Origin of the sequence: Nonlabens ponticola (genome assembly GCF_003966335.1) — a bacterium.
GTDB lineage: Bacteria > Bacteroidota > Bacteroidia > Flavobacteriales > Flavobacteriaceae > Nonlabens > Nonlabens ponticola.
This window is the reverse complement of record NZ_CP034549.1, coordinates 2293341-2318056: the sequence shown is the minus strand read 5'-3', so window position 1 is coordinate 2318056 and position 24716 is coordinate 2293341. Positions and strand designations below refer to the sequence as shown.

Below are 24716 nucleotides of genomic sequence, written 5' to 3'. Positions count from 1 at the left end.
AATCTCAAAATCAGAAAATTCCACAAATGACAGACGTAAAAGCCACTGATATCAAATCCCTTTATGACTATCAGGATCGTGATCTCAAAGATATTTTTGAGCGTATCAATCATCAGGCAGACGACTACAAATTGCTATATCAACTGCCTACTGGTGGTGGTAAAACAGTGATTTTTTCTGAGATTGTGCGTCGCTATCTCAAAGAGAAAAAGAAGAAGGTTGTCATCTTAACCCACCGAATTGAGTTGTGCAAACAAACATCAAAGATGCTTACTGGCTTTGACGTTAAGAATATGGTTGTCAATAGCAAGGTGAAAGAGCTGGATGATCAGAAGGATTATCAATGTTTCGTAGCCATGGTAGAGACGCTCAACAATCGTATTCAGGACGATAAGTTCAAGCTAGAGGATATTGGGCTGGTAATAGTGGATGAGGCGCATTATAACAGCTTCCGCAAACTGTTTAAATATTTTGAGCACTGTTTTATGTTGGGTGTAACGGCAACACCACTGAGCTCAAACTTTAAGTTGCCCATGAAGGATAACTATGACGAGCTTATAGTTGGTGACAGTATCACGTCATTGGTAGAAAAGGGTTTTCTTGCGAAAGCAGTGACACACACATATGATGTAGGATTGAGCGGATTAACCATTGGAATGAATGGTGACTACACGGTGAAATCAAGTGAGAAACTATATACCGATCACTCCATGCAGGACAAGCTTTTACAGGCTTACCTAGAAACGAGTAAAGGAAAGAAAACTCTCATCTTTAATAACGGTATCCGCACTAGTATTGAGGTAGAGGATACCTTTCGTCGTGCAGGAATAGAGATACGCCATCTGGACAATACTAATTCTAAAGAAGAGCGAAAGGAGATTTTGCGCTGGTTCAAGAAAAAACCAGACGCCGTTTTAACATCAGTAAGTATCTTGACAACTGGTTTTGATGAACCTACCGTAGAGTCTATCATCCTCAATCGTGCTACAAAATCGTTGACCTTATACTATCAAATGATAGGTCGTGGATCACGCATACTTGATAATAAAGAGGAATTCCAGATTATTGATTTGGGTAATAATGTTGCCCGTTTTGGATTATGGAATGAGCCTGTGGACTGGCAGCAAGTATTTAGATCTCCAGATTTCTATGTTGAGAATATTGTGTCTGATGAAGAGATAGAACGCAATTTTGTGTACAAAATGCCCGCTAGTGTCAAAGCGGAATTCCCAAATACCACAGACTTTACATTTGACATACGCGGTGCTTACAAACGAATTACCAAGGAAAACAGGAAATCAAAGGAAGTACTTGATGAGTCTATTGCCCAACATGTGCAATGGTGTGTCGAGAACAGCGAGGATGTTTTTGATGCTCGTATTCTAGCAAAATTGCTCAAGGACGACATCGCCGACCGGATACGCAGGTATTCATATTGTATCATCAACAATACCAACAATTACAAGGACTGGCTAGAAGAAGATTACTACCGCAGGCTGCGCGTTGCTATACAGCAGGAATTTGCTGGCGTGGATAGTTAGAATCATGTTCTCATGCCTCGTTGAGTCAGCTCAAAAGAAGCTAAACTTGATGACGATAATTTATAGAAAGAAAAACGCACCCAATCGGGTGCGTTTTTTTGTTTAAACATTTTGAGCCTTTATTAATCTTCGCTCTCTACCTCTGCAATCAAGGCTGGGCGTTTATCAGCATTAGCAATTTCCCAAGCCGTTACAAAAATGAGTTGTGTACGTTGCTTGTATAAATCATACTCGATCTTATCTGGAGTATCTGTTGGTTTGTGATAGTCTTCATGTGTTCCATTGAAATAGAAGATTACAGGCACGTTGTTTTTGGCAAAATTGTAGTGATCAGATCTGTAGTAGAATCTATTAGGATCATCCTTACCATTGTAAGTATAATCAAGATCAAGGTTCATATACTTTTTGTTTGCCATCTCGCTCATATTGTGCAAGTCCTGGCTTAACATATCTGAACCGATCAGGTAAACATAATTTGACTTTTTCTCTCTCTTTGGATCAATACGTCCTATCATATCTACATTAAGATCTGCAACGGTGTTTGCAAGTGGATATATTGGATTTTCCGAATAATATCTGCTTCCTTGCAATCCTATTTCCTCAGCAGTTACATGTAAGAATAGTATAGATCTTTTAGGTCCTTTTCCATCTTTTTTAGCTTGTTGGAATGCTTCTGCAATTTCTAGTAGCGCGATGGTACCACTACCATCGTCATCTGCACCATTGTATATCTCGCCGTCTTCTTGACCTACATGGTCTAGATGAGCACTCAGTACTAGAATTTCTTCTGGCTTTTCAGATCCTTCTATAAAGGCTAGGACATTCTCGCTGGTAATTTTACGTCTACCAAAAAATTCTTCTGGAATGGCTTGAAGGTAGGTGCCACCTGTGTTACCACCATCAACACCCATCGCTTTATATTGACCTATTAGATAGTCAACCGCTCTACGCTGCCCTGGAGTTCCAGTCATACGACCTTCCATCTCGTCAGATGCGTAGTAGTACAATTGTTCTTTAAGTTCCGCTTCTGTAATTGTATTTGCGTACTTCATCACATCTGCATCTTTTACCATCATCTGGGTATTATCAGTTGATGTCGATGTATTGGGTTGATCTTGTTTGTTGTTTTTAACGCTGTTGCAACTACTTACCGTTGCGGCTAATAGCAAACTTGCAGCTGTTAGTTTTATGTAATTCATTGGGTTGACTTTTAATTAGTTTTTATTAAGCACTTTGTATTCTTCATAACATTCACTGATGGCATCCAGAATCTGTAAATCGTTGGCTGTTTTTATAAATTCCTTGGAGTACTGACAGTTACGCAAGATGGCATCAATGCTAATCTTATCTATCTGCAACAAGTTCACGAGCGTTTCACGATCGTACTTGCTTTGCAGCAGATTGCGTATTTCATCTTGTTCCTTGATCTGTCGCACCTTGCGTAAAGATTTCCCTTCTTTACTAAAGACGTTATAAAGAAAATCGGCAGGATTGAAAATAGAGTTGAGAACTTTGCTCACTGCGCCTGGTCCAGCATTACCACCTTCATAGGCCTCTGGTAATCCACTAATGCTAAATCTGCGACTGGCATAAATAGGAGCACGTTTGGCATCTATTTCTAGATATCCAGTCAATCCATTATCTACAACAGTTACTTCTTCTAAAGCGATACCTTTCTCTGTCATGGCAACAGTTACATTGCCGTACTTGATCCAATCTTCTGTGACACGCACGTTGATTGTTTGATAACCTATGTAAGAGAAATATAGAGTGTCATTAACCGACGCTCTAATGGTAAAGCTACCATCTTCTCTAGTAATGGTTCCTATGACTTTGTTGAGGTTCACGATGTTAACGTTGTCCAGAATATCATCATTTGACGCATTGAGGACTTTACCATTGACGTAGGTGTTGATTTCATCGCTTTCGCCTTGAGCGCTACCTAAAGCCATGCAAAAACCAATAAGAAAAACGAGAAGTGTGTTTTTAAATTTCATAAAGTGTACTAAAATAAGCCAAGTCTAAAGGCTGGACTCTTGTTTTACTATTTATTAACTTGACGATCTAGGAAATCAATTAGTTGGGCAAGCGCTTTCCCACGATGGGAAATGCGTGCTTTTTCATCTAGTGGCATTTGAGCAAATGATAATTCATAACCTTTTGGTTTAAAAATAGGATCGTAGCCAAAACCGCCGTCACCACGCTTATCTTCTAAAATCGTGCCGTGGCACTCGCCAGTAAAAAGATGTTGTTGTCCTTCTTGATTAAAAGATATGACCGTCTGGAAATAGGCCGCGCGATCCTTGCCTTGCAATTGCTCCAACAATTTATTCATATTGTCGTCACTGTTCTTGTGATCTCCAGCGTATCGCGCGCTGTAAACACCAGGCTCGCCATTAAGTGCAGGAACGATGAGTCCTGTATCATCTGCAAAAACAGGATAATTCATGCGTGCCGTAATGTAATCTGTTTTAAGAATAGCGTTGCCTTCAATAGTGTCTGCTGTCTCTGGAATGTCATCATGTAATAGGACATCGGCAAGACTCAATAGTTTAACGTGCGCAGGCATCATGGCTTGCACCTCAATGAGCTTGTTGGGATTGTGCGTGGCAAATAGTAATTCCATTACAATGTTTTTGAAATTTGTAGTAGTAGGTCAGTATCTACTTTATGATTGATATCGGGACGATGAATCTCTACCATAGTTCCAAAAAGTGTATCAATTTGCTTGTTTTCACGTTTGATTACCTGCTCATCAACGTACTCATCTTGGGTTCCTGAGATATGTATGATACGATCACATTGTTGCCTGAAAATGGAAGCATGGCTACTATTAAGTTCGGCAGGAATGCTGCCGCTATGCATGATTAAAGCTTGTATGCGCTGATTGTACAAGGCCATAAGTCTGGTCATTATTGACACGCCTTGTGAGTAACCAAAAAATACTAGTCGCGGGTCGCCCATAAGATTTTCAGCACGCATGACCTCATAGATATAGTTGACGTTATTGCCTATTTCTTGCTGCGTATCCACGCGCGTAAGCCAGCTAGCTCCTACATGTTTAAAATCTTTTCCCTGATAGTATTTGGATGGTGCTTGTAGCACGATAAAGCTGTTTTCTCTGTTGTCAAGATGTAAAAAATACTTTTTAAAATAAGTGGCGAGATAGCCTAAGCCATGAGCACAAATCCAAATATTCTTAGTCTGGTCGGTAATTGCATTGACTACTTCATAGGTATTGGTATGCTGGTAGGTGACTGATTTTGTCATTTATTTAGGGGTTGATGGCTTATTTTTGATAAAGATATGGACAAAGAAAAGATACTACAGCAGTGCAACGCCATAAGTAAAGGCACGTTAATGGAAACGCTAGCCATTGAATTTGTAGATGTAGGCGATGACTATCTCACAGCCCAAATGCCAGTTACCTCAAGAGTGCATCAACCCGATGGAGTACTACATGGAGGCGCCAGTGTTGCCCTTGCAGAATCTGTAGGAAGCGCGGCTAGTTATATCTTTCTGGATACCGATAATTTCGCCATTCGTGGTCTTGAGATTAGTGCAAATCATACCCGATCAAAAGCTGACGGATTTGTAAATGCGACTGCTCGATTCCTACACAAAGGACGAACTACACAGCTCTGGGAAATCAGAATTACTGATGAGGAAAACAGACTGATTTCCATTTGTAAACTGACTACCATTGCTCTTAAAAAAGGGTCTTAAAATTATACCGCTTGCGCGAAAACTTACTCTCATATACTCAGGAATTACTCGAACAGGATTTACCTTTCTTACTGTTACGTCAACAAGGCGAGCCACGCGTGAAGATTCTAAGTCAGAACGACAAAAAGCTTCATAAAACAGCTACTGACACAATGTCTTATGCGGTTTTTTCAAAATTTCAAAATACTGAAAACCAGATCATAATTAGAGGTGATGTCATTCAGGAGTTTAGGTGGAGTTTAAGTGGTGTGATTGACACAAGTACCACAGTAAAACTTGATGTTGAGGACAAGCACAGCCATATAAAGCTGGTAAATCGAGCCGTACAGCACATTCAAAATAGTGAATTACAGAAAGTCGTATTATCACGAAAAGTGACTGTCCAGCAAGAATCTTCCATCATGGATATTCTCTCTAGACTGCTTGACAACTATCCTGATGCAAACTGTTATTTATTTCATCATCCAGCCGTGGGAACCTGGTTAGGTGCGACACCAGAAATACTTCTTTCCTACAAGGATGGAATGGTCAAAACGATGTCGCTTGCTGGTACTATGAGTGCTCAAAATAAAGAAGCTGTTCAATGGACGATCAAGGAGCAAGAAGAGCAGGAATTGGTGACTAGATTTATTTCATCACAGTTGTCCAAAGTCACAGATCAGATTGAAACATCAAAGGTAGAAACTATAAAAGCTGGTGAATTGTACCACCTGAAAACCGATATTACAGCTCGAGTACGAAATGAGGATCTGGATAAATGTCTAGCGTTACTACATCCAACTCCAGCTGTTTGTGGAGTTCCTCGAGATCTTGCTCTGGATTTTATAAGAGATCATGAAAATTATGATCGTTCCTTCTATACAGGCTATTTAGGTATAGTACAGCCCAAAGGGCAAGAAGCAAAATACTTTGTCAATTTGCGCTGTATGAAAATTGAAGCGAATCAAATATCGCTATATGCAGGTGGCGGCATCACCGCGATGAGTGATCCGATAGCGGAATACCAGGAAACTGAAAATAAACTACGTATTATGTCCAGATTATTGTGAAGGGAACTGATGACCAAGTAATGTTCAGATCATATTTTGATAATCATTAATAAGTGCCCCAAATATCCTTTAACCTTAGCAATACCATAGCCTAATCTCAATAAACCTATCACGGTATAGAACGCAATAAATTTGAATGGAAGAAGCATGTGATTTTTCTTACTAAGCTAATGTATTTAATCTCTTACAAACCTTATTGTTTTCTAAAAAGCATGTATAAACTTCTAAAGATTATCTTAAAGCTGCAATATTCAAATCGTTAGTCATTTCATAAAAAGCTCGTTTGCTCTAGGTGGCTCGACTATTTTTACACAATGACTACTAGCATACCGCACGCCCAACAAATTCTCTTATTATTCAAGAAACGTGGCGTCAAGCACATCGTGATATCACCTGGATCTCGCAACGCGCCGCTAACGATAGGTTTTACATCAGATGATTTTTTCACCTGTTACAGTATTGTTGACGAGCGCTGCGCTGCACATTTTGCTTTAGGTATTGCTCAACAGCTGCAAGAGCTAGTGGCTTGTTTATGCACCAGCGGTAGCGCATTACTCAATTATTACCCAGCAGTTGCAGAGGCTTATTACAGTGAGATTCAACTCATTATTTTAAGCGCCGATAGGCCACCGCATAAAATTGATATAGGTGATGGGCAGACTATCCAGCAAAAGAACGTTTACGGCAAACACATCATTTATGACACGCAACTAGAGATCATCAACGATCCCAGCAATCAAGAACATCTTGTGACAAACGAGCGAAAAATCAATAGAGCTCTCAATAATTGCTTGTCAAAATACGGTCCAGTGCATATCAATGTGCCATTTGAGGAACCGCTTTATAATACGATAAAGGATTATAATCTTGATGTAAAAGTAATGGACGTTCTCAAGCAGGAACGTACGGTTATTCCAGATGAATTTTATGAACAGTGGAGTAGTGCCAGCCGCAAACTAGTAATACTTTCTACCTTAAATCCACCAGTGTTTACAAAAGAAGATTTAGATAAACTTACGGCAGATCCTAGCGTTCTCGTTATGAGTGAGGTAAGTAGCAACGTGGTACATGATAAGCTGGTTTGGGGAATTGATACACTTATCGCGCCTATAGAATTTGACGATGGTGAGATTGCTGCGCTACAACCAGACCTTGTGATTACCATAGGAGGCATGATCGTGAGCAAAAAGGTTAAACAGTATTTGCGCAGGTTTGAGACGAGGATACATTATCATATAGGTCGTCGTCGTGCTTACGATACCTTCTTCAAACTAGCCGCACACATCAAGATAGCTCCTAGTGAGTGGATTCATAAATTACCAGAGAATACTATTTCTAGTGACTACCAGCAGCAGTGGTTAGGCAAATTCCGCACATATTTGAGTAAGCGCCCTGATTATCTGGCACAGATACCGTGGAGTGATCTTAAGGTTTTTGAACTTTTATTCAATGCGCTACCTGACGATATCACTTTGCAATTGGGTAATAGCAGCACCATCAGGTATGCACAGCTTTTTCCAATGAATGCAAGTCATACGGTATTTTCAAATCGCGGTACGAGTGGTATCGATGGTAGTACCAGTACAGCCATAGGTGCGGCAACAGCTGTTAAGAATAGGACCTTTTTAATCACAGGAGATTTGAGCTTTTTTTACGATTCAAACGCTCTATGGAATAACTACATACCGCGAGACATGAAAATTATCGTCATTAATAATAGTGGTGGCGGCATTTTTAGAATTTTGCCAGGTGAGAAAAACGAGGATTACTTCAATACTTATTTTGAAACGGTGCACCAGCTTACTGCGAGGCAATTGTGTGACATGCATGGACTTGACTACCATAGTGTTGATAATGAGTTAGCTTTCGCGAAAGCTTACAAATCACTATCATCCTGCAACAATCGACCACAGTTGCTTGAAATATTCACACCACGTACCGTCAATGATGAGATACTCTTAAAGTATTTCCAATACCTCAAATAAAGTTTTGATTCTATGGTATTTTCTTTATTTTTAGGTAATTAATCAAGCAAAAACCCGATTTATTATGAGTAGCAAATTAGACGAAAAAGTTGGTAAGTACATAGATGCTTATAAAACTAATGTAGGAGATGATCTAGATGTAGGATTATTGAGAAAAGTAACGCAAGGTCTAGGTCCATCAATTTACAAGCAAGATGCCGAAACAATTAGCGCGGAGAAATCTGAGATGCAACGTGTAGTAGACAATTATTTGAAGAAAAAGCTAGGTTTGTCTGGAGACAATCTAATGGATTCTGTAGAGGCCGTTGTAGAGAAATACGGTAAGAGCAATAATAAAAAGTACCGAGCGGTAATTTACTACATGTTATGTAAGCACCACGGTAAGGAGAAAGTGTACGAGTAGTCGTATGTAACAGATATCAAAGAAGCCCGATTTATTCGGGCTTTTTTGCGTTGTTTTATAGCGAAACACACATCACAGTATGTTTCTACATCAAGATAATTCTAAAGTGACGGCAGAGCTGAAATGCCTATTTCTAAACATATTCCAGAAACAGTGATTTCTATGTGATGAGGGCAACGCTAGTCAAAGGACTAGTTAGTGAGAGAAAGAAGTTTTTGCTTTTATGCCAGCTATTATAATTTACCGCATACCGCACATGCATACTACTTGGTGACCGCTTGAACTTCTTCCAGCGTTACCATTTCTCCTTCATTCCAGGTTTGGATGGTGAAATTCATGACATCGCGCACTTCATCATCACTCAATCCTAATGGTAACATGATATTATTGTAAGGTTGACCGTTGACTATGATCTCACCTTTCAATCCATACTTGACTGCGTGAATACTTTCCGTACGTTTATCTGTCAACCAGTCTGATGGATGAAGCGGTGGAAACGCTCCTGAGACTCCTTTGCCGCTAGGTAAATGGCAAGTCGCACACAATTCCATGTAGATTTCGCGACCGCGTGCAACACTCTGCTTCAATGGGTCTTGAGGTGTTTGTTTTATTTCTTTTTGAGAAGTTATCTTATCAGATTCATCTTTTGCTGTATTACAGCTAATTAATAGAATCACGCATATTGCGCTCACGGTAAAAAAGTTTCTCATCTAGTAATTTTATAAATTCCTTTTCCTTCAACACCTATGTAGATCTCACCATCGGGACTCATCTTGACATTGCGTAAACGACCGATACCATCCACTAGCTTCTCTCTTTTTGTTACACCATCTTCATCAAAATAAAGCATTTCTAGATATTGAAACTTGAGACTGCCTACCAGAAAATTACCATTCCAGTCGCGATAGGAGTCATTATCAATCACTGCAAATCCTGATGGAGCAATACTAGGATCCCAATAGAAAAAAGGTTGAGCCATTCCTTCCTTTTGAGTAATGTCGGTAAATTCTGAGCCGTCATAGTTGATACCATAACTTATCACAGGCCAGCCGTAGTTCACACCTTTCTTGATGTAATTAATCTCGTCACCGCCTTTAGGGCCATGTTCGTTAGCAATAATCTCGCCCGTAACTGGATGCCTCAACAAACCTTGTGGATTGCGATTACCGTAGGTATAAATTGCTGTTTTAGCACCGGTTGCGTCGACAAACGGATTATCATCAGGAATACTGCCATCATCATTTATACGATAGATCTTACCGCCATCACGAGTTATATCCTGTGGGTTTGTATCGCGATCACCACGCTCACCAATTGAAAAATAAAGCTTGCCATCATCGCCAAAGGCAAATCTGCTTCCAAAGTGCTGACCTCTGGTAGTATTAGGAGTTCCTTTGTAGAGCACTTTAAGATTAGTCAATCGATCGCTGTCAAGAACAGCAGACGCTATTGCGGTATGACCACCAGAACCAGCGCCTTCTTGGCTCGCATAAGAAATATAGATCGTGTTATTAGCAAAAAAGTCCGGATGAACAATGACATCTAGCAAACCGCCTTGACCACGTACATAAACTTCAGGAACGTTTGCAATTTTATGAGAAGTGGTGCCGTCAAACCTGTAGAGATCACCTTGTTTTTCTGTGTAAAGCAAATCACCGTTAGGTAGCCAATCCATACCCCAAGGAACGCTTAAATCCTCGACGATAGGTGTGATGGTATAATCTTCCTGATCATCGATAAGTACAACATCAGAAACATCTGGTACGCGTTGATTGACGTCAGTCGCCGTGAAAGTGCTGTCCTGTGAGTCTTCTAAAGCTATGATCTCGCGACTTTCTAGTTCCGATTTACAGGAAGTAATAAGTAGCGCAGCGAGTGCGGCAACTAGAGGTAAATGCTTCATGATAAAGTGTTTTAACAAAAGTACTCGTATCCTCTAATAGTCAAGTTAAAAGCAATAAAAAAATCCTTTGTCAGTGTAACAAAGGATTCTAACGAAAGTTGATCATTTGAATGATCTTGAAGATAAACATGGTTTAAGCCAATCTATATCTTCTACGAGTATTCCAATTCTCTGAGAACGTACGCTCTGGACGGAATCTCTTGTTGATCAATTCTCTTGTCTCGTGTAATGTTGTTGAAGCTTTCATAATATAAAGTTTAAGGTTATATCTAAAAGACGACCGATTTATTAATTTGTTACAGTACTATGTTATACAAAGTAATTAAATCGATAAACTGAACGTTTAATCGGTTTAAAAGTAAAAATCCAGATCGGATGGATCTGGATTTTTCTAATACAATACTTAGGACTGATCTATTATGCTCCTTCAATGATGATAGGTAGGCTATAAAGCACATTGACTTCTTTGCCGCGTTGCAGTCCTGGTTTCATTACTGGTAGCATTTTTATTACACGAGCGGCTTCTTGCTCCAGTTTTGAATTTGCTGCTCTAGTCTTAATGTCACTTACCTGACCATCAATACCAACCGTAAATTGCACCCTTATTTTTTGCGAACCTTTCATGTCGCTAGCTACTGAGGTGTTGTAGTTATTATTAATAAACTGAGAAATGTTCTCTTGCATACAGTCTTTACGTTCCTGATTGGAACCAGCGCAGCCAGGGTAAGTAGGAAATTCTTCAATAATAGCAAAAGGAACTGTGGCGATAGGTACTTCTATGATATCATCATCAGTTGGTTGTCTTACCGACACATCTTCATCTATTTCAACGACTTCAACGACTTCTATAATTTCAATCAATTCCTTTTCATCATTAAAAGTACTGTAGGATTTCGAAACCTTTCCATCAGCAATATTCAAGGAATTACCAGACGCATCCATAAAACCTCGACTAAAACCTAAAAATTCCTTTGGTGATAAAGTTTTACCGTCATGGTTAATGATAAACTCTGGATCCTTTCCTGGTACCTGATAGACTTCAACTGTTGTTGATTTATCGTCATTTTTATATACTGAAGCTCCGTTTTGCAACACTCTTCGAGTGGATTTGACAAAAAGTTCATATTCAGTGTCCGATAAATCTTTACCATCCATTTGCAGTTTTCCGTTGTTCTCCTTGATAAGGCGTTCAACCAGCTTTTTACCTTCTTCACTTACACCAGAATAGTAATCTACTTGATTGAAATCTAAACCTTCTAGAAAATTAGTTTGCTCAATTTTTTCCAGAACATCGTTGTTGGCATTTTCGGCTTCTTCATTATCCGATGTACAAGCCGTATAGATCAAACTGGTAAATAGAATAGGTAATACCCATAAGAGTTTACGGTATGGGAATCTGTGTTTTTGTGTGTGGTGTATCATTTTAATTCGGTTTTTAATAGTGTTAAGTTTATAGAAGGAGTTTGCAAAAGAGTAATCGGGACAATCCATTACTTGCCTCAATAAATTCTCATAATAGGATTGCTTGCCATGTATTTGTATTGTTTGCTCATCTGCGATGTACTCGTGGACCATTTTCAAATCTCTTTGAGCTAGATAAACAACAGGATGAAACCAAAAAGCAATTCTCAGGATTTCATAAAACAGTAGATCCCAGCTGTGACGTTGTTTAATATGAGTTAACTCATGCGTGAGAATGTGCTGGTAATCTTTATCATCGAGGTCACTACCTATGTAAACACGATTTAAAAATGAAAATGCTGCAGGTAAATTATCCACCTGAGTAATGCAAATATCGTCGCGATAAGTCGTTTTACCATTATCGATCCATTCATTAAGTCGCGCTAGCTTGATGATAAAAAGTATGGCAGCCACCAGAAATCCAGCTGCATAAATCGCTAATAATAATTGCGGCCACGTGATCCTTGGCTCTTGTTCAATTAGCAATGTAGAACTGGTTTGAATTACAGACTCCTGTACAACGATTGCAGGCTGAGATAAGGTTGCTGTTGTTTCTTGATAATCGATGCCAAAAGCAAACGGTAATACCACAAACGGTAGAACAGCCGCTAGCACTGGTATCAATAGCAGATAAGCGCGATGTATTTGAAAACCACCGCTATTTTTAAGCAATAGCTTATAAAGACCATATAAAAGGAGTGCAAGCACGCAGCTGTGTAATAGATGTGTCATGTCTATGATTTTTTATTCATTTCCTTCAAGATGTCCTCGAGATCCTGCACACTTAATTGTTCTTGCTGCATGAAAAAAGACACCATACTCTTATAAGAACCCTTAAAATAATTGCTCGCCAGTTTACCTGCCGTCGCTCGCGTATAGTCCTTTTTACTCACGATAGGGTAGTAGATGTGACCACGGCCTTGTTTGCGATAATTCACAAACTTCTTACTTTCTAGTATTCGTGTGATGGTCGACACCGTATTATAGGCAGGTTTGGGCTCTGGCATCTGCTCGATAATGCTGGCAACATTTGCCTCGTTGAGTTGCCATAGAATCTGCATGATCTCTTCTTCAGCTTGGGTAAGTGTCTTCATGAAACTAAATCTTTAGTTCAAATATAAACTAATTATTTAGTTAAACTAATATTTTAGTTATAAACGTGCTAGAAAGAAACGTAAGCTGAATTTGATGTCTTGAACCAAAACATGAATACTGAAAAAACACCCATTGTCTTCGACATTTCCCTCAAGGGAAACAAGTGGTTCAAACTTTGAAGCAAGTCAAGTAAACTTGATGTATTCAAATTGAAGCTTAACATAAGATGCATATTCACTTAAAAAGATTTTTCTTGAATACTGAATACTGAATACTGAATACTGAATACTGAATACTAGTCTATTTCTACCCACAATTTCTCGCTGGACAAGCGGTAACTACCTATGTGTTCCCAGGTACACTCGGATGGTGAAATCACAGATAGGAAATCATTCTTGCGGCCTCGATATAGATGATAGGTCTCGCCAACTATGGGTTCAAAAGAGAATTTGGCACCATAGACCACTTGATTGTCCTCATATTTTTTCACCATGGCGTCATATTGCGCCTTTAGTTGGTCAAACTGCGATTTGATCTCGTGATTGACTTTATTTATATTGTTTTGCTTCCAGGAAGTGATGTCTGGCGTTGTGATTTTGGGTGCGCCTACACCGCTGGCATACGGTAACAATGCGGCATTATAGGTGCCACTTTCTTCGTCAAATACAATTGCGTCTGGTTTCTTTTCCTGTGCCATATGGCAAATTTAGTGGCTAGCTTGCAGTAACTACGGTAGTTAACGAGATTTTTGTTTTTGGTAAATTGATTTATGAGAATTTTGCTTTCGCGAAAGCGTAACAACCACAATCATACTGCAACTTATAGACATGATAAACGAAATCAACTACATCGACTTTGAGCCAAAAGCATTAGAAAAGAGTTTTTGGGGTTCAACTACTTATGAGAATCTAGAAGCTGTTCTGAGCCGTGCCAATGAATGGGTGAGAAAGAATTATAATAAGGAGATTGTGAACGTAGAAACGGTGGTTCTTCCTAATATCTATAAGAATAAACAAGCGTTTACGGATGGTACAATTCAATATTATACAGGCGGCCATACGGTGAGTAATTTCCAGATCATCAGGATATGGTATAAAGGGTAGAGCGTTCTATCTTTGAGCATAAACAGATTTTATGAGTGTTATCGACTGGAAAACAGCCAAGGAATACAAAGACCTTACCTACAAAAAAGCCAATGGCGTCGCGCGCATCGCGTTCAATAGACCAGAGGTGCGCAACGCCTTCCGCCCGCAAACGGTAAGCGAGCTTATTGACGCTTTTTATGATGCGCAAGAGGACCTATCCATAGGTGTGGTCATTTTGACTGGTGAAGGTCCCAGTCCTAAGGATGGTGGCTGGGCATTTTGCAGTGGTGGTGACCAGAATGCTCGTGGTAAGGATGGTTACAAGGATAGCGCTGGTACTGGTAGATTGAATATCCTTGAGGTGCAACGCATGATACGGTTCATGCCCAAAGTTGTGATTTGTGCTGTGCCTGGTTGGGCAGTAGGTGGTGGACACAGTCTGCACGTAGTATGTGATATGACAATTGCTAGTAAAGAACACGCCATATTTAAGCAAACTGACCTTGATGTCGCGAGCGTCGATGCTGGTTATGGTAGTGCCTACCTAGCAAAAATGGTAGGACAGAAGAAAGCGAGAGAGATTTTCTTTTTAGGCTGCAATTACAATGCACAAGAAGCCATGGAAATGGGTATGGTCAACGCCGTGGTTCCACACGATGAGTTAGATCAAACAGCTTATGACTGGGCACAGGAAATCATGGAAAAATCACCTACCGCGATCAAGATGGCAAAGTTTGCCATGAATGCCGTGGATGATGGAATGGTAGGACAGCAAGTGTTTGCTGGCGAGATGACCAGGCTTATCTACATGACTGACGAGGCAAAGGAAGGTCGAGATGCATTTTTACAGAAGCGCAAACCTGACTTTGGCAGTGATAAATGGTTGCCATAACGGTATTGTAACTCGTTTTTCTTCAAGAGATTAGCGGTTTTTGTATATTAAGGCACTTTTACGCAGTAATTATGAATGCCAAAATAGACGAGAGCGCTTTCCCTTATAAAGATCTTATTGTAAATACCTGCGTTTTATCGCTAGTGTTGAGCCGTGATTCTCGCGTTGAGCAGGCAAATGGAGAATTTTATAACGTCGCGCAGGTAAGCGAGGAAAAATTTGAAAAAGGTTTCTTGACTTCACTTCTCGCTGATCAAGAGGACTGGCATAAACTTGTGGGCAGTCTCAAGGATGATGGTGATGTTTGTAACCATACTGTGAAGCTTTTTAAGCCCAATGGATCACCTGTCTATCTTAATTGCAATGCTGGATTGCGCAATGGTCTTATTTATGTAATTGCACTTGATGTTACCAGCGATCATGAGCAGTTCAAAACCTTGAAAAAGGTAAACGATACGGTAAGTCTAGGTGGATGGACATATAATCCAGAACTAGATGTCGCTCACTGGACTGATGTGATTTTTGATATACTGGATATTCCAGAAAAAATACCGGTAAGTCGTGATACGATATGGGATTTCATCGCGCCTGGTAGCGTTGATTTTTTCAATCAGACTTTGGACAACTTTTATCTACAACAACAATCCTATGATGTAGTGGTTGAGGTGCGCACTTTTAAAGGTGCTAAAAAATGGGTAAGAGTTACTGCTCAACCAGAAATACGCCACGATCAAGTAGTATTTGTTTATGGAACCATGCAGGATATCACAGTGCGTCATGAGCAGGCGCTAGAGCTAGAAGAGACTAAAGCAAATATGGATCTAGCCTTGAGAGCTATTAATTCTGGTTACTTTACACATGATCTAGTGACTGACAAGGTTTTTTATAGTGATGCCTTCCGTGATCATATGCTGTTACCGGACGATCTTCCAGAAGAAGTTTTTAGACAATTCATACATCCTGAGGATCGAGTAGAGGCAGTAGCCCAACATTTAAAGGAGCTTAACAACGATAGTCAATATTATGTCAATGCTTACAGACTGCGTAACGGCGCTGGTCAATATAAACACTTTGAGGTTCATGGCTTTAAAGTGCTGGATAACGATTGTAATCCTATCAAACTTGTAGGTAATCTTATTGATGTAGAAGATAAATACCGTATCACGCAACTACAGGATAAGCATAATTATTACATGCGCACGCTGCTTGATAACACCTTTGTCCGCAGTTTTATGTTGGATAAAGATTGGCGTGTTATGGGCATGGATGCTAGATCTTTGGAACATTTCATGGAGAAATTAGGCTATAATCCTATTCTTAAGAAAACCTCATTTACTGAGTTACTTTCTGATCATGATGGCTTGAAGGTCAATATTATAAAGCGTACTCTTGACAGCGGTAACGATTACCGAAAGGAGATTAAACTGGATTCTTTTACATCGCAGGAAACTTCATATGATGCCATGTGTAAACCAGTCTTGAACTACGAGAGACTAGTAGATGGGTACGTTTTCTATCTATTTGATTTGACTGAACAGAAAAATGTACAAGAGCAATTGGAAGATTATCGAGATCAACTTACCCATGTCAATCAGTATAAAAGCGAGCTTATCAACAAGATAGGGCATGAGATAAAGACACCATTACATGGATTATTGCAATCCTCAAAATTGTTGTTAGAAGGAAAGGTCACTGATCAAGAAAAAGACCTGTTGGTAAAGGCTCAAAAGGAAAGTGCAGATCGATTGACAAATACCGTAGATAATATAATTAACAGCACTTCAAACCTTGAGAAGTTTAAGCATGTGAGTACAACAATTCATTTTAATAAGCTCATCGAGGACTCTATTATCACGATCAAAACTACCGCTGATAATAAAGGATTAGACTTGAGGTTTGATAATTTTAATGAGGATGTTTATGTAAAGGCAGATCTTCTGTGTTTACAGCAAACTGTCAACAATCTATTGCGTAATGCCGTTAAGTTTACCCATCAAGGATACATACACGTGAATGCCTTGACAGTAGGAAACAATTTAAAGTTGGTTATTAGAGATACTGGTATCGGTATCCCAGAATTTAAGATCCAAAAAATATTAAGACCATTTGAACAGGCTAGCGAAGGCTTGACTAGAGAATTTGAAGGTCTAGGTTTGGGGTTGAGTTTTGTGGCGAAATATCTACCGCTTATTGACGGTAATATCGATATAAGTAGTGAGGTAGGTCAAGGAACCACCGTGAGTTTAAGTATACCTCTTGTGTATAATCTTGTTGATTAAACAAAACAACTTTGCACCACCTCGTCGATCGTTAATTGTAGATGTTTGGGTAGCATATTATCCTTAGGCAATACGCTCAACTGTCGATCCTCATTAGAGTCAAAAACCTGTTTGAATTTCGCCTCTTCAGGCGAGATAAGAGTACAAATATCCTCAATGAGTTCGCTATGATGAACTAGATCCTTACTTCCCAAATGAAAAATACCACGACGTCTTCTATTGATGATGTAATGTATTTGTTGAACTAGCTTATCAATGTAGGTCGCATTCAAGACCACGTTAGGAAATACTTCAATCGCTTCTTGAGATTTGATTTGCTTGTGTAGTTCTTGAACTCGCGGACTAGCTGCACCAAAGATCATAGGTATGCGACATATCACAAACTTGTTGGCGGCCATGCGCAATAGGTTGTTCTCTATTTTGATCTTGAATCTACCATAAATACTTTCAGAGAACGTCTTGTCGTATTCATAACTTGGAAAATTGGAGAAACGATCAAAAACATTGGCACTTGAAAGAAATATGACCCTAGAATCATTATGCTTTTTAACCCATGAAATAAGTTGATCATGCAGATGCACTTGACCATTTACATTGCCTCGCAATGCGCTAATGATAAAATTAGGTTTAAGATCGTTGAGTAACCCATGAACCATCTCAAGCTCCATATCAAATTGATGATAATGCTTGTTCTTCTCAAAGACACTATTATCAGTAAGATAGGTAGCGTGTACGTTATAAAATGGTGCTAGTTCTTTATAGATCGCATTGCCTATAAATCCACTACCACCTATGATGAGTACTCTATTCAAATATTAGGATTTCTTGTAGAAAGGTAATTTAACAACAGTTGCAGGAACAGATTTCTTACGTATTTGAATATGGATTTTTGAACCAGGAACTGCTGCTGCTACAGGAACATATCCTAAGCCAATCCCAATAGTCATAGAAGGTGACATGGTGCCGCTGGTGACAATACCCATTTCTTCACCTTCTTCATTATTGATTATATAACCACCTCTAGGTATTGCTTTTTCATCCATGGTAAAACCTACCAGTTTGCGCGGTACACCTTTGAGTTTACTCTGTTCGATGGACTCTTTATTGATGAAATCTTTATTGAATTTAGTAACCCAACCTAGACCAGCTTCAATAGGATTCGTGGTCTCGTCTATATCATTGCCGTATAGGTTGAAGCCCATTTCTAATCTTAAAGTGTCTCTTGCGGCAAGTCCAATAGGTTTGATATTAAAAGATGCTCCAGCCTCAAATACTTTATTCCATATTTGTTCTACTTCGTCATTTTTGCAATAAATTTCAAATCCACCACTACCAGTATATCCAGTGGCGCTTATAATCACATTGTCGATACCAGCAAAATCTGCAACTTTAAAATGATAATATTTGATAGAAGCTAGATCGACCGATGTTAATGACTGCATCGCCTCAACTGCTTTAGGGCCTTGAATGGCAAGTAAGGAGTAATCATCGCTCAAGTTGCGCATGTCGGCGCCCATAGTATTAGCCTTTTCAATGTGACTCCAGTCTTTGTCAATATTAGATGCGTTGACTACTAGTAGGTATTGCTCATCTTTAATTTGATAAACCAGCATGTCATCAACAATACCATCGCTATCATTAGGTAAATAAGCGTATTGGGCACGACCAGGAAAAAGTACGGCGGCATCATTTGACGATACTTTCTGTATAAGCTCTAGTGCATTAGGGCCGCTGATTAAAAACTCACCCATATGTGATACATCAAAAACTCCTACATCATTGCGTACGGTATGATGTTCAATCGTCACGCCTTCATATTGAACTGGCATGTAGAAGCCTGCAAAGGGAACCATTTTAGCACCTAAAGATTTATGTATTGCTGTTAGAGCCGTATTTTTCATAAGGTCAATTTTGAGCGGCAAATGTATAAATTAAGAAACAGGTTATCACAGCCACCAACCCTTTAATTCTAAGAACTAGTACGCTAAATGAGCATGAAACTTATGTGTTAACTTGCATCTCAAAATACTGAATCTTGAAAATATTAAGTGCACAGCAATTAGCTCAAGCAGATCAAGCCACACTCAAATCGCAAAACATTACCAGCGATGAACTCATGGAGCGCGTTGCGCAATTAGTTTTTGAGCGCATGCATCAGCGACTTAATGGCGCACCCGTACCTATTAAAATATTTTGTGGTATTGGGAATAATGGTGGTGATGGTCTTGCTATAGCAAGGCATATGATACAACATGGATATCATGTAACCACCTACATTACAAATTGTAGCAAGCATAGATCAGATGATTTTCTTAAGAATTATGAACGTATTAAAGATATTACTAAAGATTGGCCGATACTTCTAGATTGTAAGGATGACATTCCTGCTATTGATAATGGCGATATTGTTGTTGACGCGATTTTTGGCACTGGACTCAACAGGCCAGTTGATGGATGGATGGCAGATTTATTTGAAGCCATCAACGCCACCCAAGCATTTACCGTAGCGGTCGATATGCCCAGCGGTCTATTGGCAGATACAGCACAACCAGAAAACTCTGCGATTATCAAGGCAGATCACACGTTCACTTTTCAAACTCCCAAACTGAGCTTTTTTCAGGTAGATACAGGTGATTTTGTTGGGACTTTTGAAGTCATCGATATAGGATTGGATCCGGCATATATCAATCAGGCGCAACCTATTGCTACGTTGATAACTAGAGAAGCTGCACAAAACATTTATAAGCCTAGAAAGAAATTCACCCATAAAGGAGATTACGGTCATGTTGTTTGTGTCGCTGGTCATGAAAGCACCATGGGTGCTGCGGTACTGTGTGCTGGTGCTGCCATTAATGCTGGTGCTGGTAAGGTCACGGCTTATATCCCAAATGATGGCGATATCATTATGCAGACTAGCTTGCCAGAGGTAATGACATTGTTGGACGATGATGACCATGCTTTAAGTGACATCAGGATTCCTGTTAAAGATTATGTGATGTGTATTGGACCAGGTATAGGGCAGGATGACGTTACTGTTTCAGCTTTCGCGAAAGCTATAAAATATCAATCATCACCCATAGTCATAGACGCCGATGGACTCAATATATTGGCCAACAAGCGAGCATTCTTAAAGGAAGTCCCAGCACAATCCATTTTAACACCGCATGATGGTGAATTAGAAAGATTGGTCGGTAAGTGGAATAACAGTACGGAGCGACTTGAAAAAGCCAAAGAACTTTCTAAAAAATATGATGTAATACTGGTGTTAAAAGGCGCTCACACGATGACAGTATCTGGTGATCACGTGTACATAAATGATTCTGGTAATCCAGGAATGGCGACGGCTGGTAGTGGTGACGTGCTGGCAGGTATGATTTCCAGCCTTATCGCTCAAGGTTATGAGCCGTTAATGGCAGCAGTTTTTGGCGTGTACATTCATGGTGCGGCAGGTGACCTAGTGGCGCAGAGTTATGCTCATGAAGGCTTGAAGGCAAGCTTGATTTCTAACTTCATAGGCGCAGCGATCCTACAACTATTTAGAAATCCTGAGGCTAGTAACTCCTAGTAGGTAGGTCCTGAAAATAGTTGGATGAGGAAAAGGTTGAATTAAAATCTAATTAAGCAATGTTTTTTGTGATTGATCTAGCATTCTTTGCGTCCAGTTAAGTGCTACTTGTTGATCATCAAAGCCTTTTAATCTATTCTTCCAGTAAAAACATGCCTCGATATCGTGAGTAGGTCTAGAGTTTTCTCTAACATTTACCACGGCCACACTATTGAGTATTTGGAAGCGTTTATTCTCAAAATGCACCAATGGATCAACACTATAATTATGACGCCTCACACTTATGTAGCCTACTTTTTTAATGGGGCCATAATTTTCCATAGCAAGATCTTTTACTATTTGATTGAGGTCATGGTCAAAATGTACACCCTCAAAAATTTCACCTACTACATAATGATCGTGAAGCTCGAATCTTCCGAATTCTAAGTGTATTAATTTCATAAGATTAGTTTGAAGTTACTATTGAAATATTCACTAATTAAGTTGAGCGACGTCAATAGGAAAACGACTTGTAGTGCGTGTCCAGGCGATAGCTTGTCTGGTCTTAGAAAAGAATCGCACTTGATCAGAATCTAGGAATCGGGTCTCACTTTCATAAACAGCAGGATCCTCTTTTTTTCCATCTACTACGGCAAAGGTTTGAATAATACTATTCTCAAGATTTGATTGATGAACTAGAGGATCAACACTGTAATCATTGATACGTCTACTTATATAACCTATAGGTTGATTGCCATAATGTTCACGTATCAAGTTGTCTATAATTGCATTGATCTGAAGGTCCACATGCACGCCCTCATTGATCTCGCCAATAACATAGTTATCATCTAATAGGAATGTACCAAATTCTAATTCTAATAGTTTCATGACAGTATTTTTACATAACTGACACAAAATTAGACCTATACAAGTGTTGGGTCATGAAATGTTTTGAACTGAGAATATAAATCGATGAATTGCCTGTTTCTGTTTTAATCCAACGTTTTCGTAAATGAAAAAACCATCCAGTTGCTCGTTAAAAAGCAGCTGGATGGTTTCAAATTAATTATTTAAAAGTATTATTCCGTGGACTCGACTGATTTTTCAATCTTGACAATCAACTCATTAGACTCCTTATCGAGATCCATGAAGATTTTATCGCCTTCAGTTAATTGACTGTTCACGATTTCCTCTGCTAGTGCGTCCTCAATATATTTTTGAATAGCTCTCTTGAGTGGTCTGGCGCCATATTGCTTATCAAATCCTTTGTCGGCTATATAATCTTTGGCTTCGGTACTTAAGGTCAATTTGTATCCTAGATCGTCAATACGAGCAAATAGTTTACTCAATTCAATGTCAATGATTTTATGTATATCCTCACGTTCTAGCGCATTAAACACGATTACATCATCTATTCTATTCAAGAATTCTGGTGCAAAGGTTTTTTTCAAAGCAGCCTCAATAACGCCACGGGCATTGTCGCCTTCGGCCATCTTACGAGCACTGGTTCCAAAACCTACTCCAGAACCAAAGTCCTTAAGCTTTCTAGCACCAACATTTGACGTCATGATAATAATAGTATTGCGGAAGTCAATCTTGCGACCCAAACTATCCGTCAAATAACCATCATCAAGAACCTGCAGCAACATGTTAAACACATCTGGATGCGCCTTTTCAATCTCATCAAGTAGGATGACAGCATACGGCTTACGTCTCACTTTCTCAGTAAGTTGGCCACCTTCTTCATAACCTACATATCCTGGAGGCGCACCTATCAATCGTGAGATGGCAAATTTCTCCATGTATTCACTCATATCAACACGTATCAATGAGCTATCAGAGTCAAAGAGTTCTTTGGCAAGCACTTTGGCGAGTTGGGTTTTACCAACACCAGTTTGACCCAAGAATATAAATGAACCAATCGGCTTGTTAGGATCTTTCAAACCAGCACGGTTTCTCTGGATTGCCTTAACGACTTGATTTACCGCTTTATCTTGGCCTATAACTAGGTCGGTGATAGTACCATCAAGATCTTTAAGCTTTTTCATTTCCTTGGTAGCAATACGATTGACAGGAATTCCTGTCATCATGCTCACTACTTCGGCAACATTTTCTTCAGTCACTGTGTCGCGTTGCAGTTTGCTCGCTTCCTGCCAAGCTTCTTGAGCCTCGGCCAGAGCTTTTTCTAGTTTTTTCTCGTCGTCACGCAACTTAGCAGCTTGTTCATACTTCTGCTTTTTGACCACCGTATTTTTCTCTTTCTTAACTTCTTCAAGTTGCTTTTCTAGATCAAGAATTTGTTGAGGTACTTCAATATTGGCAATATGAATACGTGATCCAGCTTCATCTAATGCATCAATGGCCTTATCTGGTAAAAAACGATCAGTCATATAGCGACTAGTTAGTTTAACACAGGCCTCAATAGCAGCATCAGTATATGCTACATTGTGGTGATCCTCATATTTTTCCTTGATGTTATTCAATATTTCAATGGTCTCATCTACCGTAGTAGGTTCTACCATTACTTTTTGAAAACGTCTTTCAAGCGCGCCATCTTTCTCAATGCTGTTACGGTATTCATCCAGTGTGGTAGCACCTACGCATTGAATTTCTCCACGTGCTAGAGCTGGTTTGAACATATTGCTGGCATCTAGTGACCCAGCAGCGCCACCAGCGCCAACGATGGTGTGAATCTCATCTATAAATAGGATGATATCGTCGTTCTTCTCAAGCTCATTCATCACAGCTTTCATGCGCTCTTCAAACTGGCCTCGATATTTAGTTCCAGCAACAAGACTAGCAAGATCAAGTGTTATGACTCGCTTGTCATAAAGTATGCGCGATACTTTACGTTGTACGATACGCAAGGCAAGACCTTCGGCAATGGCACTTTTACCAACACCAGGCTCTCCTATAAGTAATGGGTTATTCTTTTTGCGGCGGCTCAATATCTGCGACACGCGCTGTATTTCCTCAGTACGACCTACTACTGGATCAAGTTTATCATCTTCGGCCATACGGGTTAGATCACGACCAAAGTTGTCCAGCACCGGTGTCTTTGACTTCTTATTGGTTTTCTTATCGCCGCTTTGAGAAAACAGATTCTCGTTGTCACCTTCTTTCATGTCTTCTGGCTCATCGCTAAAGGATTGCGCCATAGGGTCTTCAACATATCCATCATCCTGCGATAGCATAAGTTTGAATTCTTCCTTAACATTGTCATAATCTACCTTAAGCTTATTAAGCAGCTTTGTAGTAGGATCATTCTCATTGCGCAGGATGCATAATAGTAGGTGCGCCGTGTTGATTGACGTACTTTGAAAAAGTTTGGCTTCTAGAAATGTAGTCTTTAAAGCACGTTCTGCCTGGCGCGTCAAATGCAGATTTTTCTTCTCGTTTACCGTACCACTGTTGCTTGGATTTGCTGGGCTCAAGATTTCAACCTTGCGCCTCAAATGATCCAGATCAACAGATAAATTGTTTAATATATCAATTGCTTTACCGCTACCATCGCGCAACAGTCCTAGCATTAGATGTTCAGTTCCTATAAAATCGTGACCCAATCGCAGCGCTTCTTCCTTGCTGTAGGCAATCACGTCTTTTACTCGTGGTGAAAAATTATCGTCCATATCACTTCTTTGTCTAAATGTAATGAATAGTATTATTCAAAAAGCGTTCCGTATAGTAAAGTCGCGTTAATGTGAGCACGCTTTCGCGAAAGCGTAATCAAAACACACATTATAACAACGATTT

Annotated in this window: 23 protein-coding genes; 9 read left to right on the top strand and 14 right to left on the bottom strand. The window is 39.6% G+C overall.

From position 1 onward, the window contains the following. Positions 1-26: 26 nt before the first annotated feature. Positions 27-1541 carry a DEAD/DEAH box helicase gene (locus tag EJ995_RS10570; RefSeq protein WP_126448318.1) on the top strand — a complete coding sequence of 505 codons (1515 nt, stop codon included), beginning with the start codon at positions 27-29 and terminating at the stop codon, positions 1539-1541. Between the two features lie 122 nt (positions 1542-1663). Here the strand turns inward: EJ995_RS10570 and EJ995_RS10565 are convergent, their stop codons facing one another. From EJ995_RS10565 to EJ995_RS10550, 4 genes are read right to left on the bottom strand one after another with little or no spacing between them, the layout of a single operon-like run. After that, positions 1664-2740, bottom strand: a complete 1077-nt coding sequence (locus EJ995_RS10565) for a M28 family metallopeptidase (RefSeq protein ID WP_126448316.1) — start codon at positions 2738-2740, stop codon at positions 1664-1666. Positions 2741-2755: 15 nt separating this feature from the next. Next, positions 2756-3538: a carboxypeptidase-like regulatory domain-containing protein gene (locus EJ995_RS10560; protein WP_126448314.1), complete on the bottom strand. Its 783-nt coding sequence runs from the start codon at positions 3536-3538 to the stop codon at positions 2756-2758. 47 nt (positions 3539-3585) lie between these two features. After that, on the bottom strand, positions 3586-4167 hold the full coding sequence (locus EJ995_RS10555) for a non-canonical purine NTP diphosphatase (RefSeq protein ID WP_126448312.1): 582 nt from the start codon (positions 4165-4167) through the stop codon (positions 3586-3588). Then, positions 4167-4811, bottom strand: a complete 645-nt coding sequence (locus EJ995_RS10550) for an alpha/beta hydrolase (protein WP_126448310.1) — start codon at positions 4809-4811, stop codon at positions 4167-4169. Before EJ995_RS10550 ends, EJ995_RS10555 begins: the two co-directional genes overlap by 1 nt. A 36-nt stretch (positions 4812-4847) precedes the next feature. Between EJ995_RS10550 and EJ995_RS10545 the strand changes: the two genes are divergently transcribed. From EJ995_RS10545 to EJ995_RS10530, 4 genes are all read left to right on the top strand, one after another. Then, a complete protein-coding gene (locus EJ995_RS10545) occupies positions 4848-5267 on the top strand; it encodes a hotdog fold thioesterase (protein WP_126448307.1) in 420 nt (139 codons plus the stop codon). An 11-nt stretch (positions 5268-5278) separates the two neighbouring features. After that, positions 5279-6316, top strand: a complete 1038-nt coding sequence (locus EJ995_RS10540) for an isochorismate synthase (RefSeq protein WP_126448305.1) — start codon at positions 5279-5281, stop codon at positions 6314-6316. 314 nt (positions 6317-6630) lie between these two features. Next, the gene (gene menD, locus EJ995_RS10535) at positions 6631-8301 is read left to right on the top strand and encodes a 2-succinyl-5-enolpyruvyl-6-hydroxy-3-cyclohexene-1-carboxylic-acid synthase (protein ID WP_126448303.1); all 1671 of its coding nucleotides are present in this window, start codon (positions 6631-6633) and stop codon (positions 8299-8301) included. A 64-nt stretch (positions 8302-8365) separates the two neighbouring features. Next, positions 8366-8704 (top strand): DUF2853 family protein, encoded by a 339-nt coding sequence (locus tag EJ995_RS10530; RefSeq protein WP_126448301.1) that lies wholly within the window; start codon positions 8366-8368, stop codon positions 8702-8704. A 263-nt stretch (positions 8705-8967) separates the two neighbouring features. Here EJ995_RS10530 and EJ995_RS10525 read toward each other — a convergent pair whose 3' ends face one another. The 5 genes from EJ995_RS10525 to EJ995_RS10505 form a co-directional block, all read right to left on the bottom strand. After that, entirely contained in the window at positions 8968-9414 is a 447-nt protein-coding gene (locus EJ995_RS10525; protein WP_126448299.1) for a c-type cytochrome, read from the bottom strand. Continuing rightward, the gene (locus EJ995_RS10520; RefSeq protein WP_126448296.1) at positions 9411-10607 is read right to left on the bottom strand and encodes a PQQ-dependent sugar dehydrogenase; all 1197 of its coding nucleotides are present in this window, start codon (positions 10605-10607) and stop codon (positions 9411-9413) included. The genes EJ995_RS10525 and EJ995_RS10520 overlap by 4 nt, the downstream gene beginning before the upstream one ends. 417 nt (positions 10608-11024) lie before the next feature. Beyond that, the gene (locus tag EJ995_RS10515; protein ID WP_126448294.1) at positions 11025-12800 is read right to left on the bottom strand and encodes a M56 family metallopeptidase; all 1776 of its coding nucleotides are present in this window, start codon (positions 12798-12800) and stop codon (positions 11025-11027) included. A gap of 2 nt (positions 12801-12802) precedes the next feature. Beyond that, positions 12803-13162: a BlaI/MecI/CopY family transcriptional regulator gene (locus EJ995_RS10510; RefSeq protein WP_126448292.1), complete on the bottom strand. Its 360-nt coding sequence runs from the start codon at positions 13160-13162 to the stop codon at positions 12803-12805. 296 nt (positions 13163-13458) lie between these two features. Beyond that, a complete protein-coding gene (locus tag EJ995_RS10505; RefSeq protein ID WP_126448290.1) occupies positions 13459-13860 on the bottom strand; it encodes a DUF2452 domain-containing protein in 402 nt (133 codons plus the stop codon). 130 nt (positions 13861-13990) lie between these two features. Between EJ995_RS10505 and EJ995_RS10500 the strand changes: the two genes are divergently transcribed. The 3 genes from EJ995_RS10500 (at position 13991) to EJ995_RS10490 (ending at position 17419) form a co-directional block, all read left to right on the top strand. Then, positions 13991-14266 (top strand): hypothetical protein, encoded by a 276-nt coding sequence (locus tag EJ995_RS10500; RefSeq protein ID WP_126448288.1) that lies wholly within the window; start codon positions 13991-13993, stop codon positions 14264-14266. A 31-nt stretch (positions 14267-14297) separates the two neighbouring features. Further along, positions 14298-15140 carry a 1,4-dihydroxy-2-naphthoyl-CoA synthase gene (locus EJ995_RS10495; RefSeq protein ID WP_126448286.1) on the top strand — a complete coding sequence of 281 codons (843 nt, stop codon included), beginning with the start codon at positions 14298-14300 and terminating at the stop codon, positions 15138-15140. 71 nt (positions 15141-15211) lie between these two features. Continuing rightward, complete coding sequence (locus tag EJ995_RS10490; RefSeq protein WP_126448284.1) at positions 15212-17419, top strand: PAS domain-containing sensor histidine kinase; 2208 nt, start codon at positions 15212-15214, stop codon at positions 17417-17419. Here the strand turns inward: EJ995_RS10490 and EJ995_RS10485 are convergent. Together EJ995_RS10485 and gcvT are read right to left on the bottom strand one after the other, a co-directional pair. After that, a complete protein-coding gene (locus tag EJ995_RS10485; protein ID WP_126448282.1) occupies positions 17416-18231 on the bottom strand; it encodes a sugar nucleotide-binding protein in 816 nt (271 codons plus the stop codon). The genes EJ995_RS10490 and EJ995_RS10485 overlap by 4 nt on opposite strands. 3 nt (positions 18232-18234) lie before the next feature. Further along, positions 18235-19320, bottom strand: a complete 1086-nt coding sequence (gcvT, locus tag EJ995_RS10480; protein ID WP_126448280.1) for a glycine cleavage system aminomethyltransferase GcvT — start codon at positions 19318-19320, stop codon at positions 18235-18237. A gap of 134 nt (positions 19321-19454) precedes the next feature. On the opposite strand from gcvT, the gene EJ995_RS10475 reads away from it, so the two are divergent. Beyond that, the gene (locus EJ995_RS10475; protein ID WP_126448279.1) at positions 19455-20984 is read left to right on the top strand and encodes an NAD(P)H-hydrate dehydratase; all 1530 of its coding nucleotides are present in this window, start codon (positions 19455-19457) and stop codon (positions 20982-20984) included. A gap of 48 nt (positions 20985-21032) precedes the next feature. On the opposite strand, the gene EJ995_RS10470 is transcribed toward EJ995_RS10475, so the two are convergent. The 3 genes from EJ995_RS10470 to EJ995_RS10460 form a co-directional block, all read right to left on the bottom strand. Further along, positions 21033-21425: a hypothetical protein gene (locus tag EJ995_RS10470; protein ID WP_126448277.1), complete on the bottom strand. Its 393-nt coding sequence runs from the start codon at positions 21423-21425 to the stop codon at positions 21033-21035. 33 nt (positions 21426-21458) lie between these two features. After that, entirely contained in the window at positions 21459-21851 is a 393-nt protein-coding gene (locus EJ995_RS10465; protein WP_126448275.1) for a hypothetical protein, read from the bottom strand. A 191-nt stretch (positions 21852-22042) separates the two neighbouring features. Further along, positions 22043-24592, bottom strand: coding sequence for an ATP-dependent Clp protease ATP-binding subunit (locus EJ995_RS10460; protein ID WP_126448273.1), 2550 nt, complete (start codon positions 24590-24592; stop codon positions 22043-22045). Positions 24593-24716: the final 124 nt, after the last annotated feature.

Bases quoted from the DNA above. Each gene is read 5' to 3' on its own strand.
- EJ995_RS10490 (WP_126448284.1), top strand. From the start codon at position 15,212: ATGAATGCCAAAATAGACGAGAGCGCTTTCCCTTATAAAGATCTTATT.
- EJ995_RS10545 (WP_126448307.1), top strand. From the start codon at position 4,848: ATGGACAAAGAAAAGATACTACAGCAGTGCAACGCCATAAGTAAAGGC.
- EJ995_RS10510 (WP_126448292.1), bottom strand. From the start codon at position 13,162: ATGAAGACACTTACCCAAGCTGAAGAAGAGATCATGCAGATTCTATGG.
- EJ995_RS10525 (WP_126448299.1), bottom strand. From the start codon at position 9,414: ATGAGAAACTTTTTTACCGTGAGCGCAATATGCGTGATTCTATTAATT.
- EJ995_RS10565 (WP_126448316.1), bottom strand. From the start codon at position 2,740: ATGAATTACATAAAACTAACAGCTGCAAGTTTGCTATTAGCCGCAACG.
- EJ995_RS10570 (WP_126448318.1), top strand. From the start codon at position 27: ATGACAGACGTAAAAGCCACTGATATCAAATCCCTTTATGACTATCAG.
- EJ995_RS10560 (WP_126448314.1), bottom strand. From the start codon at position 3,538: ATGAAATTTAAAAACACACTTCTCGTTTTTCTTATTGGTTTTTGCATG.
- EJ995_RS10500 (WP_126448288.1), top strand. From the start codon at position 13,991: ATGATAAACGAAATCAACTACATCGACTTTGAGCCAAAAGCATTAGAA.
- EJ995_RS10530 (WP_126448301.1), top strand. From the start codon at position 8,366: ATGAGTAGCAAATTAGACGAAAAAGTTGGTAAGTACATAGATGCTTAT.
- EJ995_RS10520 (WP_126448296.1), bottom strand. From the start codon at position 10,607: ATGAAGCATTTACCTCTAGTTGCCGCACTCGCTGCGCTACTTATTACT.
- EJ995_RS10505 (WP_126448290.1), bottom strand. From the start codon at position 13,860: ATGGCACAGGAAAAGAAACCAGACGCAATTGTATTTGACGAAGAAAGT.
- EJ995_RS10470 (WP_126448277.1), bottom strand. From the start codon at position 21,425: ATGAAATTAATACACTTAGAATTCGGAAGATTCGAGCTTCACGATCAT.
- EJ995_RS10495 (WP_126448286.1), top strand. From the start codon at position 14,298: ATGAGTGTTATCGACTGGAAAACAGCCAAGGAATACAAAGACCTTACC.
- EJ995_RS10550 (WP_126448310.1), bottom strand. From the start codon at position 4,811: ATGACAAAATCAGTCACCTACCAGCATACCAATACCTATGAAGTAGTC.
- gcvT (WP_126448280.1), bottom strand. From the start codon at position 19,320: ATGAAAAATACGGCTCTAACAGCAATACATAAATCTTTAGGTGCTAAA.
- EJ995_RS10460 (WP_126448273.1), bottom strand. From the start codon at position 24,592: ATGGACGATAATTTTTCACCACGAGTAAAAGACGTGATTGCCTACAGC.
- menD (WP_126448303.1), top strand. From the start codon at position 6,631: ATGACTACTAGCATACCGCACGCCCAACAAATTCTCTTATTATTCAAG.
- EJ995_RS10515 (WP_126448294.1), bottom strand. From the start codon at position 12,800: ATGACACATCTATTACACAGCTGCGTGCTTGCACTCCTTTTATATGGT.
- EJ995_RS10465 (WP_126448275.1), bottom strand. From the start codon at position 21,851: ATGAAACTATTAGAATTAGAATTTGGTACATTCCTATTAGATGATAAC.
- EJ995_RS10555 (WP_126448312.1), bottom strand. From the start codon at position 4,167: ATGGAATTACTATTTGCCACGCACAATCCCAACAAGCTCATTGAGGTG.